The following is a 16,083-nucleotide window of genomic DNA, read 5'->3' on the forward strand; positions in this document are numbered from 1 at the left end:
TTCAAACTTGTAGGTAACCAAGGGTTAGAGCATGAAAAGTAGCGGGTTTGAAAACGCACTTTTCAGATGTTTAAATTAATATTTTTTTGTTTTAGAAACATTATATTTTACTGAATTGAGCAATTTTTTACACGTAGTTACCCTACGTTTTTAATTTTCAGGCTAAATTTATTCTGGCTTTCGCAAAAATATCTTGTAATTCTTTTTCAATCGGAAATGGTTTTAAAGGTGGAACATTCGCTCTTCCAGGATTTCCAATTAGAATTTTTCCAACGAACGATTTTACACCTCCAAAAATCAGACGTGAAATTTGTCCGATAATTTCTTTTCCGCATTTGATTTTAATTCCGAATTGTAACATTTTCCAATGCACGAATTAACTCTTAACTATATCTACCAAATGCAGTATATTCTGTGTTATATGAATACTTTTAATAACGTATCCATTTTAAATCTGACTATTAAAAAAATCTAATATTCGAGTACGTACATATTCAGGTTGATCTGATACAACTGCATGATTACACTCTTTAATAAGTTTTGCATCACAATTGTATAATATTTTGCGGGCTCTTTCAATAGCACGTCTTGAATTATAAAGAAATTCTTGCTCACCTATTAATAATAATACAGGCATTACAAGTTTTTGTAATTCTTCATTTGTAAATACACGAGGAGGAACTTTCATTATCATTTTGGCACTTCTGAATCTTTCATACAAAATATGTGAATGTTGAATACAGTTAAAGTTTGTTTTATAACAAAGTGCTTTTTCGAAAATACGTACTGTAAATTTTGAGGGTATTAATAACGGTAGAAAACCAAGTAGAAAACCAACACCTCCTTTCACGAAAGTCATATATGGAGCTAGAAGTCCTAGTTTTTCAACTCTTTCAGGTTCATGAATCGCAAAATTAGCAGCAACAAATCCTCCAAATGACCAACCCAACACTTTGGCACTCTGGATACCGAAATACTCAAATAATTCGACAATCCAATTTGCTAAATCCTTTTCCGTTTTTGGCGGATTACTCGGTATAGTTTTACCAACATCTCCTATTACATCCACTGCGTATGTAGATGATCTTGACTTAATTCTTCAATAATAGGTGACCATATTGCTGAAGTCATTAGAGCACAATGGAATAGCATTAATGGTGGCGCATCTTTAGGTCCACTTATAATAATATGAGTATTGCCGTAGGATGTTGGAATATCAATTTCCACACATGGTATCGGCCAGAGTTTCATTGCAGCATCATAAACCTTATAAAACCTGGCTTCAGCCTTTGCAGATTTGAAAATAGGAGAATTAGCACGCATAATAAATTTTAAGTTTATAAATAATTTATTTAAGTGTCTCGTCCTGAAATATGGCTACAGTTAAAATTAATAATTAAGCTGTTAATTTATATACCATATTAGGTGTTTTATAGTTTAAAGATAAGTGTAATCTTATTTTGTTGTATAAATTAATTGCATTTTTTGTAGCTATATTTCAGGACGGGTCAGAGTTAGTATTTTTATCAGTTTTTCGTTGATATAATAATTTCCAGTTCCTAATTTTTCTTTTTTTAGTACATTATCTTTAGCTAATTGATTTAGATATTTGGATGCTGTAATTCTCGAAACATCTAAATCGTTCTCAATGAACTCAATTTTTGTATATGGATGTTTAAATAAATTATTCAATAAATCTTGACTATAAAATTTGTAATTGTTTCTTAGTAAATTTTTATATTCATATATTAAATCTCTAATTTTTCCAATTAATACAATTGTCTCTTTAGATATTTGCTCTACACTATCTAACATATATAAAATCCAATTTTCCCAATTGTCAGTTTCTCTAACTTCTTGTAAAAGGTTATAATAATCTGCTTTGTGTTCAATAATGTAACGACTTAAGTATAGAACAGGTAAATTTAATAAATCGTTCATTACTAAATATAGAACATTAATTATTCTTCCAGTTCTTCCGTTTCCATCATAAAAAGGATGAATACTTTCAAATTGAAAGTGAATTATTGCCATTTTAACTAATATGTCAAATTCAGACATATGTTCATCGTTAATGTATTTTTCTAGATTTGTCATTAAATCTAGGATTGTATTATATTCTTGAGGAGGAGTGTATACAGTTTCTCCGGTTGTTGCATTTTTCAAAGCTGTTCCTGGAACTTTTCTGAATCCAGCATTATTTTTCTCTAATTCTGATTGTATTTCAATTATATCATTATTTGTTAGTATTTTATTTTTCTTAATTAACCCAAATCCTTTTTTTAATGCAGAAATATAGTTTTGAACTTCTTTAGCATTTAATGATTTGAAACCATCAAAATTTAACTCAGCTTTAAATATATCATCGTGAGTTGTTATTATATTCTCAACAGCAGAACTATCTTTAGCCTCTTGAAGACCTAAAGTGTTGATTAAAATATTTTCATTCGGAATACTTGAAACAATTCCTTTTAATTCAGCTAAAGCTCTATGAGCTTTAGCTAATTTTTTAAGAACTTTTTTTGTCTCAATATCTTGTTTTAGAGGTAATTTTTTTAATCTTTCAGATTCCATTATGTATAGAAATATTAATTTTCTTTACAAATATAAATCATTATGATAAGATAATCGATTTTTCTTATCATTACTTTGTGAAATGATAAAATATTTCAGTTTACTTATCATACCATTTTTTAGTGACATTATTTTGGCTAACGGTCTCGGCTATGAGTAGTTGCGTGGGTTAGCACTTAACCTTGCAAGTACACACCAAGTTGGAAATTCCGCAGGAATTTCCAAAGTAGGCGAGAACAAGCAATTACTTATAGTCATTGTTGTGCTTTCGTTAGTTTTCAACCTTTTCATATCCTACTGGATCTCTATCAATAAATTGGATCAAAAGCTTGTGTGTGGAACTATCAGTACTACTAAAATCTAACATTAAATTCCAGTTAATAACGTAGAAAAGAGAATCATTGAATTGAACAAGTTCATCTTCTCTACCATCAGGCCTAATAAGATATAGAGATTCATTAGCATAACTAATTGTTATATTATTCCAACTTTTAATATTAGGTTCTATAGTTTTATAAGTGTAAATTCCAGAATATCTTCTGATTAATTCTTTTTCAGGTGTTAGTTCATTAAAATTAAATTGGTATAAGACCTTATTCAAAGATTTGAGTAGATTCTTTTGGTATATAACTCTTATGGTTTCCCATCTCGTTTTTTGAAGTAAGTAAGCTAAAAATGATTCATTGGCATAAAGATTCTTGACTGCTATTTCTTTTTCTTTCAAAGTGTAATCCTTTTTAAGAGCAATAGTATTCCTCAAACCATAATTACTTAAAGCAGAATAAAAATCTTTGGAAGCGGTCATCATTAAATTTAAAAGATTATCAGATTTAGATTCATCTTCAAAACCAGCTTTGTATTGTGAAGAGAAGTTTGCTAAAACATTAAGCAATTCCTTATTTTTAATGATTGAAGTTTTTCCTGAACCAATAATCGCGTCGTAGCTTCCCATAACAGCCTCCTCTCGATGATGAGAAAAGGCACCTGTGCGAATATATTCTCTAATCGTATCAGGATGAATTGAATAATCTTGAGTCTCAATAGCATCTATTAAATCTCGAGAACGCAATATCACTCTTTCTTGATTTTTTATAGTTTCAATAAAATTTAAACGTGTTGCAATAAAATCTTCTTTGAGGTCTGAAAGAATTAATGCTTCTTCATTTTTCTCTTTTCTTAATTCATTACTGTTGTTAATCTGTAAAGCGATTACTATACCAATAACTACCAAAATAATTTCGCCTATAGCATATTTTAAATACTTTCCATTTTTGCCTTCCGAAAGTAAGTTTTGTCTAATTTTTCTAAAGAATTTAATCATTGGTTAGCGGTTTGTGATAATGAAGCACAACGGGATTTTATAAGATTTGTGCGACTGGAAAATCGGAGATTTTTCGGTTGTAGCAAATCGATTGTTGAATGTTTGTCTGTTCGTTATTTAGTTTAAAAGTAAGCATAAATTTTATGAGGTGTTAGCCTTTCGTTATTTTTTATAATTCCGCGAAATTGAAAACGATTAGTGCAAACTAAGTATTGCCTTTTCATTTCTGAATCTATTTCAACTTTTATTTGGGCAGTACGTTCTTCTATTTTATTCCACGTTTGTTTCAAATAACGTGCGCGATTTTATTCAAAAATTATAGCTTGTTTGAAATTTATTTAAAATATAATATCAGGATTAATAATACTTTAAAAATAGGTCTTCAATAGAAAGATAGCGCTCGCCAGTGTCATAATTTATAGTTAATATAGTTTTTTTTGAATTTATAGTTTGTAATTGTTTTCTAACCGCAGCCAAAGATGCTCCGGTAGAAATACCTACCAAAATGCCTTCGATTTTTGCTAAATTTTGAACTTCTGAAAATGCTTCCTCTTTTGTTATTTTAATGACGCCATCAATTGAATTTTTATTGAACACTTCAGGAAAAAAACCTGGTCCAATACCTTGTATTGGGTGAGGTCCTGGTTCTCCTCCAGAGATTATTGCAGAATCATTGGGTTCTACTGCTATGACCTTTAAATTTGAAAAGGTTTCCTTTAAACCCTCAGAAATACCAGTAATATGACCGCCAGTACCAACTCCAGTAATTAAATAATCTAAACCTTCAGGAAAATCATTAGCAATTTCTAAAGCTGTTGTTTTACGATGTATTTCTGGGTTTGCTTGGTTTGTGAATTGTGAAGGCATCCACGCATTTTTATTACTTGCCACTAATTCATTAGCTTTTGCAATGGTACCTCCTAAGCCTAATTCTTTTGGAGTTAGTACAAGATTAGCACCGTAAGCGGCCATTAAAGACCTTCTTTCAACAGACATTGATTCAGGCATTACAAGAGTAAGTTTGTAGTTTTTCACTGCGGCAACCATTGCTAAACCAATACCAGTATTTCCAGAAGTGGGCTCAATAATTTCTGTGTCTTGAGTTAAAATATTTCTTTTTTCAGCATCCTCAATCATAGACAATGCAATTCTGTCTTTAATGCTTCCTCCTGGGTTAGCTTTTTCAAGTTTCATCCAAACATTTGTATTTGGAAATAATTTAGCCAATCGTACAACTGGTGTGTTACCAATGCTTTCTAAAATGTTATTGATTTTCATATTGTTTTTATATTTAATTTATTCTATGTTATTTTTCACATTGAATGTAAATACATCAGGCCTCGAATAGTGTCCAACGACATCAAACATTCGTTTAGCTTTTATGATTTGTTTAAGATCAATATCTGCATATAAAATACCCTCTTCTGCCTCAAGCGGACCTGCTAATAATTGTCCATTTGGACCAATTATAGAGCTATTCCCAACATTAATCCACTCTCTTCCTTCCGGGTAAAGTTTTTTAAACTCATATTCATCAGGAATGTCATCCATTTTTAAGGACATACAAGCACTTATTACAAATAATCCACCTTCTCTAGCTATATTTTGCATAGATTGTATCCAGTTTGGACTTTTGTCCCAAGTTGGAGATGCTAGTATTTGAGTTCCAAATTCGTAGATTGCATTTCTTGCTAATGGCATAAAGTTTTCCCAACAAATCAATCCTGCTATTTTTCCAGCTGAAGTGTTATAAGAACATAGAGTACTACCAGCGCCTTGCGACCAAATTAGACGTTCACCTCCAGTTGGAATTAACTTCCTATGTTTACCTAGAATATTACCTTTATCATCTATAAAAAGTAAGCTATTAAATAAACTTGCGCTACTGGTTTCAGAATTTTTCTCGCTCATACCAATTACAACATTGATATTTGCTTTTTTTGCAGCTTTACAAAGTTTACTGGTGCTACTATCTGGAACAGAAACAGCATTTTCAACAAGTTTTAAATAAAGTTCATTTAAATCAGTTCCTTTACTATTCGGAATTAGCCATACCCAATCTGGGTATCCAGAGATAAAAGCCTCTGGAAAGACAATTAAGTTAGCTCCATTTTCTCCTGCTTCTAATATCGCTTCACAGGCTTTTTGAACAGTTTTTTCTTTGTTCAGGAATATTGGTGAAAGTTGTGCGGATGCTACCTTTATATTTTTAGTCATTTAAATTATTTTTAATTAGCTATAACGAGTTTTTATAAGATTTGTTCGATTGGAAAATTGAAGATTTTACCCTTGTAACAAATCGTTTGTTGAATGTTAATCAGTTAGTATTTAGTTTAAATGTAAGTATAATTTTTTTGAGGTGTTACCTTTCTTTGCTTTACATTATTGAAATCAACTTAAATATAGTCTAAAATCGGTCAATTTTATTTTTTAGAAAGATGCTTACTTTTCTGTATAGCACAAAGCTAAATTTTTCTAAAGAACTTTAACATTGATCAGTGGTTGATTTTAATGAAGGCTAACGGTTTAGGGTTATGATTTGTTGCGAGAAAATCCGCTAGGATTTTCGGACAAGAAATTAGGTTAAATGTACAAAACGATTGTCGGACTTGCACGAAATAGCAATAAATTATACCCATTGTTGGCGTGTCGTTATTTGTTTCTGTTTTTCATTAAAGTACTCTCCCAATCATAGAACCAGCATTAAGTACACAATGAGCAATAATTAATGGCCATAAATTTCGTCCAAACTTCACATATGCTATTCCCATAATTAAACCAATAATACCAACTGTAATTGACCTTTCTGAAAAATCATTAGAATGTCTAAACCCAAATATTGCTGCTTGTAATATCACAGCAATAACAGTTGCGAAATAGGTCTTAGAAAATAATCTTTCAATCCAATTTATTAAAAAACCTCTATCCAATAATTCTTCTAACATTGATTGAAGTAAAATGAAAGGGATTATTAAAAAAAAGTGTGACCAATTTCCTTTTAAGTCTCCAAATTTAGAAACAGCACTTTCCGATGATGTGTCTGATGCCATAGAAAATGGTAAATGGTCTTTAAAAATATTAAATGCTATTAGCGAAATCATTGTAGTTGCAAGAATTAAAGCCGCAATCCCTAACGTTTTCCATAAATTATCAGGTTTTCGTAAGCCTAGTTCTTTCCAAGTCACACTTCTGACTTTCATTCTCCAAGTAGCTACAATCAAGGTCGTGAATGACCAAAAAAGTCCATTTGCTATAAATCCTACTTTTGGAATATAAATTTCTCTAATCAAAAACATTATAGAGATATAAATAACCAAATCAAATAAAAATCCTTTGTAGTTATTTTTTCCTTCTAATTCAGTTTTTGATTTCGTATTATCTATCATACTTTTTCTGTCCTAATTAGATTGTTATTTTTCAAGAGTTATGTCCTTTTTTCTAATGCACGCCAACGTGATTTTATAAGATTTGTGCGACGTAAAAATCGGAGATTTTTCCGCCGTAGCAAATCGTTAGTTGAATGTTTGTCGGTTTGTTATTTAGTTTAAATGTAAGCATAAATTTTATGAGTTGTTGCCAGTAGTTTTTATCTCTTAAATCTATTAATTACTTTCTTTATAAATTCCGAAATAATATTGATGTCCTTTTTTATTGAATCTTTTTCAAATTGGCTGACGTTATTTCTTTTCGTTTTAGCCCAGTTTAATTTCAAAGTAGCTATGTCTGAATTAATCGAATCTTTCTCGAATTGACTTACTTTACTTTTAAACTCATTTATGAGCTGTGATACTTGAATATTAATTTTTTCGGATTGAGGCTGTTCATTCCATGTATTTTTTATGTCTTGCCAAATATTTTTCTGTTCACTATTCCACATAATATTATATTTTATTCGTTATACAATCCAATAGGATTTTTTTAATTCTTTTCATTTTTACTGCAATATGATTTTCTGTTAATCCGGTTATTTCAGCAATTTCTTTATACTTCAATTCTTCTAAATAAAGGATAATGATTGATTTATTTTCATTGTTTAATTTTGAGATACAAGAAGTCAAAGCATTATACTTTTCTTGCTGATTATTCTCAATAGGAATTTCGACAGGAATGAATTGAATAGATTCTAATTGAAGTGTCTTCTTATAAGTTTTCTCTAATTTTTGTTTTGAGCGAAGACAGACATTTAGTGTAATTCTGTAAATCCAAGTGCCAATACTCGAATTGCCTTTAAAAGTTGAAAGAGATTTCCAAATTGCAAAAATTACTTCTTGGAAAAGGTCTTGAGGTTCTAAAGGGGAAACTGCGTAGATTTTACAAATTCTATAAATTTTCTCTTTATTATTCTCAAGTAGCTGTTCAAATGTTTCTGTCATTGGTTTTTTATCTTTCATTATTATTCTCTACTTATTTAGTGACAAGAGTTTTCGAAATATGACAGATTTTTGAATTTATTTACGGATTTTCTTAAATTACTGGCAACGGTCTAGGCTATGAGTAGTTGCGTGGGTTAGCACTTAATTTTGCAAGTACACACCGAGTTGGAAATTCCGCAGGAATTTCCAAAGTAAGCGAGAACAAGCAATTACTTATAGCCATTGTTAGCCACTGACTTTTTTATAGTTTAAATTCCGTTATTTTTTCATTCGTGTCAAAAATATTTGGATAATGTTCTTTTATATTTTTAATCATAAATTCTAGAGGCACATCGTCAAAATATCCATAATCATCTACATATTCCATAAATCGACTTCCCTCACTATTATATTGTTGTAAAAATGAATTGTTTTCTCCGTCAAAATCCAATGGTTCTACATTCAATTTCTCACATAAAGATTTGTTAAATGCAGGTGACATTTTCAACCATTTTTTATCGAGATAGACGTTAACCATTCCGTGTGGTGTCAATTCATTTGAACCAAATTTTTCAGTTAATCTTTCGACAGCTATATGATTCTTTACTTTTCCCAAGTGTAGTCTTGCAGGAATTCCTAAAGCACGAAGGCAGGCAATTAATATTATAGATTTTTCCACACAATTACCCGACTGTTTTTCAGCAATGTGGCTCGACTTGTACTTTTCCTTTGAAAGGCTTATGCTGTAAGGGTCATATTTCCAATCGTCTCTTACTTTAGTATAAATTCCAATTGTCTTTTCTTTATCAGATAGTCTATTAGTTTTAAATTCAGATATCAGATTCTGAACTAATTCATTTTCAATGTCAAAATAATATGTTGATTCTAAATACTTCATTTGTAATTAAGACGAATTTCTAGTTTGTGGCTAACGTGTTTTTATAAGATTTGTGCGACTGGAAAATCGGAGATTTTTCGGACGTAGCAAATCGTTTGTTGAATGTTTGTCGGTTCGTAATTTACCTTAAATGTAAGCATAAATTTTATGAGGTGTTGTGTGTAGTTATTGATTCATACTTTGTTCAACAAAATCTACTGCCTCATTTATGCTTATCGTAAACATTCCGCCTTTTCCACTGTCAAACGCTTTTTTCCACTCATTATAACCATCCAAATAATCAGGCAAATCATTATTAGAACTTTCTAATTCTGTCAAGCTTTTGATAATCGATTCATTTGAAAAAGGTAAATGACCAATTTCCTCTGAAATTCCGCTTTCTTTTTGAGAATTTTCGATTTTCAATCCTTTTACTGCAATATGAACTACGATTTCTCCTTTGTCATATTTCTCAACTCTCAAAATTATTATTCTTGATTTTTCTTCTCCTTTTCGAGTATTGTATTTCCAAATTTGTCCGCTTTTAAGTTCAAAGTTTTTCAAATTAATTTCTGATTTTTTTTTATTCTGACCGAATAAACCAAATAGGGAAAATAATAAAATCATAGTGGTTAGTTTAATCTTTTTCATTTTATGTTTTGCATCTGTTCGAATTACACACAACGGGATTTTATAAGATTTGTGCGACTGGAAAATCGGAGATTTTTCTGCCGTAGCAAATCGTTAGTTGAATGTTTGTCGGTTCGTTATTTAGTTTAAATGTGAGCATAAATTTTATGAGTTGTTGTGTGTTGTGCTTTTTATTCTCAGTTAGTCAAGAAATCGATTTCTCCATTATTAATTTCTTTTGTCAATTGTCGTATTTTTCCATTCTTATCTTTGTAACTCATTACAACTGATTTTCCATCTTTCCATCCTAACAATCTAAACTCATTTTGGGTAATATTAAAGTCCGAGTTGTAAGATGCTGGTGTTGATTTCCAATTATCTTTATTGTTTGTCATAAAGGTGATAAAATCTTTCCATTTCTCAGAGTTAATTTTAAGAGTATCAATTTTAAAATCAGAATATTCCGATTCCACTTTTTGAATTCGTTGAGTTAGAATAAATGGTGAATCTTGATTAATAACCTCATTCAAATCAATTTTATTCTGACAACTTAAAAAAGTCATCAGGATTATAATAATCGAACTCAAATTTAAATATTTTCTCATTTTTTGTCGCATTACACACAACGTTGATGTATATGGAAAGTTGCGTGTTTGTGGGCGATGATTTTCCGAAGGTAAATCAGAAGCAAGCAAACGAGCAACTAACATTGGTTTAGCTAAAACTAGCAATTTTTTATATACTGTGTTGGCAATAGTATTTTTATTCAGTTAGATTTTCCGTTATAGGTTTCAGAGTTTCAATTGTCGGCATTTCTGTAATTTCAAATTCTCCGTCTATTGAGTAAAATTCCAATTCAGTCGGCATTAGGTCAGTTCCGAATACAGATATTCCAATCAATTCTCCGTTTTTGCCTTTTCCAGCGTAATCTATTATTAAATTCCCGTTTTGAACTTCCGAGTCAAATGTTTTTCCAAATATTATAGTCGGACATTTTCCGCAACCACATCTCGCAATAACTTTCAGATTTCCGATTGAATTAGTCCATTCCGATTTTTCTTTTCCAAACAGATAGGTCAGAAATTCAATTTCGGATTTTGTCAATTCTCTTTTATCTGGAATGCTATATTTCATTAATCAAATTGTTCACTTTTTACGTTCCGTTGATATTAATGCCAACGGGCTTTTATAAGATTTGTGCGACTGGAAAATCGGAGATTTTTCGGACGTAGCAAATCGTTTGTTGAATGTTTGTCGTTAATATTAGTTCGAATTTAAGCATAAATTTTATAAGTTGTTAGCAGCCGGCTTTATGCATATCCATTTGTTCCGATTGATAAACATTCTCCAGATGATAGATTTAATCTAATCGTAAAATAACAATTTCCTCCATCAAATACTGAAATGATTTCTTTTCTCCAATCCGAGTTGAAATCATCACAAAATCGGTTTATCCAGATTTCTTTTTCTCCTTTTTGATTTAAATATGGAACGTATTGAATTTTATAATTCGTGAGTTTCATTATTCGATACATTTTAGCATATTTTTTCTTTTCTCCTCGTTTTTTGAATCCCTCATTTACTTGAGTATTATAAATCTCAATATACTCTTGTGTTTTTTTTCCGACAAGTTTAAATTCCTCATCCGATAATTCAGTCTTTTTAGCATTTTTAGGTAGAACTTTATAAGTCAAAATAAGTTCGTCTAACGTTGATTGTTTTGATAAAATCACATATTCAGATTGTCCTCGACAAACTCCTAAATATAAAAGTCCAATTAATATTATGATAGATTTTTTCATTTCTTCTTGCTGCTAACTGAACAATATAAGATTAGGCAGTTTCTAAGTAATAGCAATAACTCTTGTAAAGTTTACTTAGTTAATAAATGAACTTGAACACATTAGTAGTTTAACTGCTTAATTTTATATATAGTTACCTGACGAAGTAAACTTTTTAAAATAACATTATGAAAACAAAAATAAAAATTAATTGCGACTGTGGGATAAGCCACGAAGTAAATAGAGATAATGAAGCACCTAAGACAGCTATAAGTATGGGCTGTAATTGGTGTCCGAAATGTGAAGATACGGCCAATGAGTATTATAGAGAATGGTATAATTATACTGACGATGGAGATAGTAACACCAATTACGGTGATGATCCAAAGCAATTAATGATGTTTAGTATAGCAGATGACATATTAGAAAATCACGAACCTAAAAAAGAGCCTGTTATTTTAAATTGCAGGTAACGGGCTTTTATAAGATTTGTGCGACTGGAAAATCGGAGATTTTTCGGACGTAGCAAATCGTTTATTGAATGTTTGTCGTTTGTTCTAGTTCAAATTTAAGCATAAATTTTATGAGTTGTTGGCAACTGGCTTTTAATCATTCTGTTTATTCGAACCTTTGCAAACATCTCCTTCTTCAATTCCTATAATCCACTCGTTCAATTTTTTTATCCTATTCTCAGTTAGGTTTGTCAAGTACATCCATTTGCACATTGGAAATATGCTTCCATATTCAGATTTGTCAATCGAGGGATATTTCATTTCAACTTCTGCATCTCTGAAATCGACCCAAATTCGTTGAGCTTTTTTCAGGTTTTGAATAAACAACAAATCGGAATTATATTCTGTCAAAATTTGATTATAAATTGAGTTTAATTTGTTATCAGTTTTGACATAATCAATTTTAGCTTTTTCATTCATTTCTCCTTGAGTTTGAGAAATAATCTGTTGTGATGAAATCAGAATAAATATTATTAAAATCTTTTTCATTTGTGTTATTTTTCTGCTTGTTGCCAACGGGATTTTATAAGATTTGTGCGACTGAGAAATCGGAGATTTTTCGGTGGTAGCAAATCGGTTTGTTGAAATGTTTGTTGGTTCGTACTAGTTCAAATTTAAGCATAAATTTTATGAGGTGTTAGGCAACGTTATTTTATATAATTATTTAAATCGACCCTAATTTGAGCAATTAAATGAATAATCTCTTGATTCTCAAATATCGAATAATTATCAAGGAGTTTATTCAATTTTTTAATTTGTTTATTGACATCTTCAGTAAGGCTATTATCAATAATAATATTGTCAAGTAGTTGTTTTGCCGCAATTAAATTATTAATCGTTAATCTTAATGGATCTTTCTTTTTTTCGATTAAATTTTTTGATAATTTCCATTCTCCGAGATGCTTTGCACCAATTAAATAATATTTTAATGAATTTATTAAATCATTATTTTGTTTAAAATGTGCTCCAATCGACATATTGATGTTTCCGAGTGCTAAATTTAAATTAGTGTCAATACCTTTTAGCTTATCCTTATGTTCTATAATTTTTAAAGTCTGTTCACTAATTTTCTTCTTTGTAAAACCTTTAATTTTAGCCAATTCATACCTTAAAACACCAAAAGAAAGTAATGCTAAAATTGCTAAAATACTCGTTAAAATAACAGCAAATCTCGATTCTTGTCTATTTAGTGCAGAAATAAAGTAATCTTCTTTCGCTCGATAAAATAGTAACTCTTTTTCTAAAGTTTCTTTTGTATTAGTTGTTCTCGTTAACTCTGAAGATTTCTTATTTAATTCTATAAGAATACTGTCTTGAGTTTTATTTGTTTTCTTTATATCATTTTCCAATTGTTCAATTCTTTTTGTTAACGGTCCCCTTTGACTAATAGAAATAATAGGTGAAATTAAAAGAAGAATTACTAATATCTTTTTCATAGTTTTTTTTTTATGTTGCCTAACGTGTTAGAATATGAAAAGTTGCGATTTTGAAAGCGCAATTTTCCGATGTTTAAATTTAGTTTTTTTTAAATTAATAAACTTTCAATTTTGTTGAATTTAGCAATTTTTTATATGCATGGTTGTATTTTAGCGGCTTTACATAATAATTTTAAAAAATAATTCCGTTGCAATTTTCAAATCCGATATAATTTTCAAAATCTGGAATTTGACATTTTTGTTTTAACTTTTCTTAAAAACTTTTTAGGTTTCAATTTTTTCATTTTGTGTTCCAATAAGTTTTTCGGTTTCAATGCTTAAATCGGTTGTTATGCTCAACTTTTTGCGTTTCAGTTTGTAATTCCGCCGTTGTGCTAAAATCATTCCGTTTCATTGAGCTTTTCACGTTTCAAATTTCATTTTCCTATTTATTTCTAAAATCAAACCGATTCAATTTTTAATTTCATTCGGCTCGTGTGTCAGTCAGTTTAACTTTTTTTACTTAAAAAACTAAAATTGTGGATTTCAGACCTGAAATCCGCCGTTAAATACAACGGTTTAGTGTAACCAAAGATGGCTTTGGTTATCGCAATTTTTCGATTATAAAAATAATAAAATTAGAATTAAGAAACATTCTATTTAGTGGGAATTGCCAATTTTGGTTAAACATTGTTGCTTGTAGCAGCTTTGCGTTTTGGTGCTCAAAAATCAGACCGTTGCAATATTCAATCTGTGATGTTTCTTATATCTTAAATTTATCTTTTAGTTTAATTAATCTTAAAATCTAATCGAGTTTCATCTTACTACTCAGTTAGTTTTCCGATTTCAATGCTTAAATCTGCTGTTTTGCTCAATTTTCACGTTTCATATAGTAATTCAGTTGTTGTGCTAAAAATCATTCCGCTACAATGAATATTTGCGTTTCAATTTATCTTTTGCTTAATTCTCAATTTATTCCAATTTAGTTTCTGTTTGATAGAGTAGAAGAGTGATCAGAATTTTCCCTCATTAATAATTTTTTCACGCCTCTGTCAGACTAACTATTTTAATCTTAAATGACTAAAATGTGGATTTCAGAAGTGAAATCCGCTGTTACAAGCAACGTGATTTTATATGATTTGTGCGACTGGAAAATCGGAGATTTTTCGGTTGTAGCAAATCGTTAGTTGAATGTTTGTCGTTTGTGTTAGTTTAAATGTAAGCATAAATTATATGAGGTGTTGGCTAACGTTTTTTATTTTATTATTCCAATTCCGATAAATAAAATCGCAACAATTATTATTAAAAGTCCAAATGAAAATAATTTGTCAGACATTTTTACTTGCGGGTTTTTTGCTCCGAAAGAATCATTAATCTCATCAGAATATCTTAAGTAAAGAATAAAGTCTCTGTTATGAATCATAAAACTAATTTTCTTAAAAACTCGGTCAAAAACCCAATAAATTATTGGTGCTAAAAATCCTAAAAACATAATCCTATCATTCTTGAATTCGGGTTTAGTAATGTTTAGTCCATAAAGACCAATTGAAAATAATCCAATACAAATCAACCAAGTAATTTTTGGATTCATCCATTTCTTTTTTCGAGTGTAAAGAATAAAGAAACTTACTCCTAGTGCAATTCCAATTCCGATTATACTATTGTCCATTATAATGTCTCATTCTTTATTCTAGCTGTTTTTTTTCTTAAATGTTAGCCAACGAGTTTTTATAAGATTTGTGCGATTGGAAAATCGGAGATTTTTCTGCCGTAGCAAATCGTTTGTTGAATGTTTGTCGTTTGTGTTAGTTCAAATTTAAGCATAAATTTTATGAGTTGTTGTGTGTAGGTTTAGTTTTACGAATTATTCTATATACCTCAATATCATTGATCAAATTGGGTTTTAACTCAAACTGTTCTTTTAATAATGATATGCCAATATTCTCTTTTGATTCAAGTAGTTCGAACCAGTTTTTCTCATAAACTACAGAATTTGAAATGTCAACATTAGTGAATATACATTTTTCGAAATTTGTTTTATACAAAATTGCTGAACAAAAACTACAATTAGTCAAATTTACTTGTACAAAAGTGGCTTCTTTTAAATTTGTCGAATAAAATTGTGCATTTTCAAGAGTACTCATCATAAACATTGTGTTGCTTAAGTTTGCACCTGAAAATTTCCAATTTTTCATATTATCATAAGTTGAAAAAGAATTGTCTGAAGCTAAATAACAATGAGATAAATCAATATTTTTAGCATTTAAATCATAAAGTCTTTTAATTAATCCTCTTGTTCTGAACATCGCTTCTTCATTCTCCCAAAACTTATAATCATTAATTTCTTCTTTATATCTTGTAATATTATCGTTCTTACTTTTTATAGTCTCGTAAATTGTCAATAATATACCGAATATTAAAAGGTCAAAAATTAGTCCGTGAAATTCAACCAGAATATCGTGATAAGAGTATTTTTCATCGAAAAAATCAAGAACTAAAACTATTATTAATCCTAAAATTGACAATGCAATCATAAGATTTATTTTAGAATCTGAAATCTTTGTATATGTTTTCTTTAAATTCAAGATTTAATCATTTTTAACTTACACACAACGAGTTTT

General features: G+C 29.8%; 20 protein-coding genes. 1 reads left to right on the plus strand and 19 read right to left on the minus strand.

Annotated features, from left to right (window positions below; genetic code table 11):
* Positions 1-157 precede the first annotated feature (157 nt).
* From CHB63_RS03025 to CHB63_RS03100, 15 genes are all read right to left on the minus strand, one after another.
* Positions 158-361 (minus strand): DUF3703 domain-containing protein, encoded by a 204-nt coding sequence (locus CHB63_RS03025; protein WP_089376942.1) that lies wholly within the window; start codon positions 359-361, stop codon positions 158-160.
* 87 nt (positions 362-448) lie between these two features.
* Positions 449-1,069 (minus strand): alpha/beta fold hydrolase, encoded by a 621-nt coding sequence (locus CHB63_RS03030; RefSeq protein WP_089376943.1) that lies wholly within the window; start codon positions 1,067-1,069, stop codon positions 449-451.
* Positions 1,060-1,251 carry a hypothetical protein gene (locus CHB63_RS03035; RefSeq protein ID WP_141107251.1) on the minus strand — a complete coding sequence of 64 codons (192 nt, stop codon included), beginning with the start codon at positions 1,249-1,251 and terminating at the stop codon, positions 1,060-1,062. Before CHB63_RS03035 ends, CHB63_RS03030 begins: the two co-directional genes overlap by 10 nt.
* A 240-nt stretch (positions 1,252-1,491) precedes the next feature.
* A complete protein-coding gene (locus CHB63_RS03040) occupies positions 1,492-2,574 on the minus strand; it encodes a Fic family protein (protein ID WP_089376945.1) in 1,083 nt (360 codons plus the stop codon).
* 271 nt (positions 2,575-2,845) lie between these two features.
* Positions 2,846-3,895 carry a DUF6090 family protein gene (locus CHB63_RS03050; RefSeq protein ID WP_089376947.1) on the minus strand — a complete coding sequence of 350 codons (1,050 nt, stop codon included), beginning with the start codon at positions 3,893-3,895 and terminating at the stop codon, positions 2,846-2,848.
* A 357-nt stretch (positions 3,896-4,252) separates the two neighbouring features.
* A complete protein-coding gene (gene cysK / locus CHB63_RS03055) occupies positions 4,253-5,173 on the minus strand; it encodes a cysteine synthase A (protein WP_089376948.1) in 921 nt (306 codons plus the stop codon).
* Between the two features lie 18 nt (positions 5,174-5,191).
* A complete protein-coding gene (locus CHB63_RS03060) occupies positions 5,192-6,112 on the minus strand; it encodes a carbon-nitrogen hydrolase family protein (protein ID WP_089376949.1) in 921 nt (306 codons plus the stop codon).
* A 455-nt stretch (positions 6,113-6,567) separates the two neighbouring features.
* On the minus strand, positions 6,568-7,281 hold the full coding sequence (locus tag CHB63_RS03065) for a CPBP family intramembrane glutamic endopeptidase (RefSeq protein WP_089376950.1): 714 nt from the start codon (positions 7,279-7,281) through the stop codon (positions 6,568-6,570).
* 200 nt (positions 7,282-7,481) lie between these two features.
* Positions 7,482-7,772 carry a hypothetical protein gene (locus CHB63_RS03070; RefSeq protein WP_089376951.1) on the minus strand — a complete coding sequence of 97 codons (291 nt, stop codon included), beginning with the start codon at positions 7,770-7,772 and terminating at the stop codon, positions 7,482-7,484.
* Between the two features lie 4 nt (positions 7,773-7,776).
* Positions 7,777-8,286 (minus strand): RNA polymerase sigma factor, encoded by a 510-nt coding sequence (locus CHB63_RS03075; protein ID WP_089376952.1) that lies wholly within the window; start codon positions 8,284-8,286, stop codon positions 7,777-7,779.
* A 223-nt stretch (positions 8,287-8,509) separates the two neighbouring features.
* The gene (locus CHB63_RS03080) at positions 8,510-9,145 is read right to left on the minus strand and encodes a transglutaminase-like domain-containing protein (protein WP_089376953.1); all 636 of its coding nucleotides are present in this window, start codon (positions 9,143-9,145) and stop codon (positions 8,510-8,512) included.
* A 165-nt stretch (positions 9,146-9,310) separates the two neighbouring features.
* Complete coding sequence (locus CHB63_RS03085; RefSeq protein ID WP_217898394.1) at positions 9,311-9,751, minus strand: hypothetical protein; 441 nt, start codon at positions 9,749-9,751, stop codon at positions 9,311-9,313.
* Between the two features lie 200 nt (positions 9,752-9,951).
* Positions 9,952-10,485: a hypothetical protein gene (locus tag CHB63_RS03090; RefSeq protein WP_141107252.1), complete on the minus strand. Its 534-nt coding sequence runs from the start codon at positions 10,483-10,485 to the stop codon at positions 9,952-9,954.
* A 31-nt stretch (positions 10,486-10,516) separates the two neighbouring features.
* The gene (locus CHB63_RS03095; RefSeq protein WP_089376956.1) at positions 10,517-10,888 is read right to left on the minus strand and encodes a hypothetical protein; all 372 of its coding nucleotides are present in this window, start codon (positions 10,886-10,888) and stop codon (positions 10,517-10,519) included.
* 176 nt (positions 10,889-11,064) lie between these two features.
* On the minus strand, positions 11,065-11,556 hold the full coding sequence (locus CHB63_RS03100) for a hypothetical protein (protein WP_089376957.1): 492 nt from the start codon (positions 11,554-11,556) through the stop codon (positions 11,065-11,067).
* Between the two features lie 167 nt (positions 11,557-11,723).
* Here CHB63_RS03100 and CHB63_RS03105 point away from each other — a divergent pair, with 167 nt between their 5' ends.
* On the plus strand, positions 11,724-12,008 hold the full coding sequence (locus CHB63_RS03105; protein WP_089376958.1) for a hypothetical protein: 285 nt from the start codon (positions 11,724-11,726) through the stop codon (positions 12,006-12,008).
* 132 nt (positions 12,009-12,140) lie between these two features.
* Here the strand turns inward: CHB63_RS03105 and CHB63_RS03110 are convergent, their stop codons facing one another.
* The 4 genes from CHB63_RS03110 to CHB63_RS03125 all read right to left on the minus strand — a co-directional run bounded on the left by CHB63_RS03110 (position 12,141) and on the right by CHB63_RS03125 (position 16,047).
* Complete coding sequence (locus CHB63_RS03110; RefSeq protein WP_089376959.1) at positions 12,141-12,536, minus strand: lysozyme inhibitor LprI family protein; 396 nt, start codon at positions 12,534-12,536, stop codon at positions 12,141-12,143.
* Between the two features lie 158 nt (positions 12,537-12,694).
* Positions 12,695-13,483, minus strand: a complete 789-nt coding sequence (locus CHB63_RS03115; RefSeq protein WP_089376960.1) for a hypothetical protein — start codon at positions 13,481-13,483, stop codon at positions 12,695-12,697.
* Positions 13,484-14,717: 1,234 nt separating this feature from the next.
* A complete protein-coding gene (locus CHB63_RS03120; RefSeq protein WP_141107254.1) occupies positions 14,718-15,131 on the minus strand; it encodes a hypothetical protein in 414 nt (137 codons plus the stop codon).
* 160 nt (positions 15,132-15,291) lie between these two features.
* A complete protein-coding gene (locus CHB63_RS03125) occupies positions 15,292-16,047 on the minus strand; it encodes a pentapeptide repeat-containing protein (RefSeq protein WP_141107255.1) in 756 nt (251 codons plus the stop codon).
* Positions 16,048-16,083: the final 36 nt, after the last annotated feature.

The organism is Lutibacter flavus (assembly GCF_900188355.1).
Classification (GTDB): domain Bacteria; phylum Bacteroidota; class Bacteroidia; order Flavobacteriales; family Flavobacteriaceae; genus Lutibacter; species Lutibacter flavus.

Coding starts and splice junctions, on each gene's coding strand:
- CHB63_RS03110 (WP_089376959.1), bottom strand. CDS start 12,536: ATGAAAAAGATTTTAATAATATTTATTCTGATTTCATCACAACAGATT.
- CHB63_RS03065 (WP_089376950.1), bottom strand. CDS start 7,281: ATGATAGATAATACGAAATCAAAAACTGAATTAGAAGGAAAAAATAAC.
- CHB63_RS03035 (WP_141107251.1), bottom strand. CDS start 1,251: ATGAAACTCTGGCCGATACCATGTGTGGAAATTGATATTCCAACATCC.
- CHB63_RS03105 (WP_089376958.1), top strand. CDS start 11,724: ATGAAAACAAAAATAAAAATTAATTGCGACTGTGGGATAAGCCACGAA.
- CHB63_RS03080 (WP_089376953.1), bottom strand. CDS start 9,145: ATGAAGTATTTAGAATCAACATATTATTTTGACATTGAAAATGAATTA.
- CHB63_RS03070 (WP_089376951.1), bottom strand. CDS start 7,772: ATGTGGAATAGTGAACAGAAAAATATTTGGCAAGACATAAAAAATACA.
- CHB63_RS03075 (WP_089376952.1), bottom strand. CDS start 8,286: ATGAAAGATAAAAAACCAATGACAGAAACATTTGAACAGCTACTTGAG.
- CHB63_RS03050 (WP_089376947.1), bottom strand. CDS start 3,895: ATGATTAAATTCTTTAGAAAAATTAGACAAAACTTACTTTCGGAAGGC.
- CHB63_RS03120 (WP_141107254.1), bottom strand. CDS start 15,131: ATGGACAATAGTATAATCGGAATTGGAATTGCACTAGGAGTAAGTTTC.
- CHB63_RS03040 (WP_089376945.1), bottom strand. CDS start 2,574: ATGGAATCTGAAAGATTAAAAAAATTACCTCTAAAACAAGATATTGAG.
- CHB63_RS03060 (WP_089376949.1), bottom strand. CDS start 6,112: ATGACTAAAAATATAAAGGTAGCATCCGCACAACTTTCACCAATATTC.
- CHB63_RS03085 (WP_217898394.1), bottom strand. CDS start 9,751: ATGATTTTATTATTTTCCCTATTTGGTTTATTCGGTCAGAATAAAAAA.
- CHB63_RS03115 (WP_089376960.1), bottom strand. CDS start 13,483: ATGAAAAAGATATTAGTAATTCTTCTTTTAATTTCACCTATTATTTCT.
- CHB63_RS03025 (WP_089376942.1), bottom strand. CDS start 361: ATGTTACAATTCGGAATTAAAATCAAATGCGGAAAAGAAATTATCGGA.
- CHB63_RS03100 (WP_089376957.1), bottom strand. CDS start 11,556: ATGAAAAAATCTATCATAATATTAATTGGACTTTTATATTTAGGAGTT.
- cysK (WP_089376948.1), bottom strand. CDS start 5,173: ATGAAAATCAATAACATTTTAGAAAGCATTGGTAACACACCAGTTGTA.
- CHB63_RS03095 (WP_089376956.1), bottom strand. CDS start 10,888: ATGAAATATAGCATTCCAGATAAAAGAGAATTGACAAAATCCGAAATT.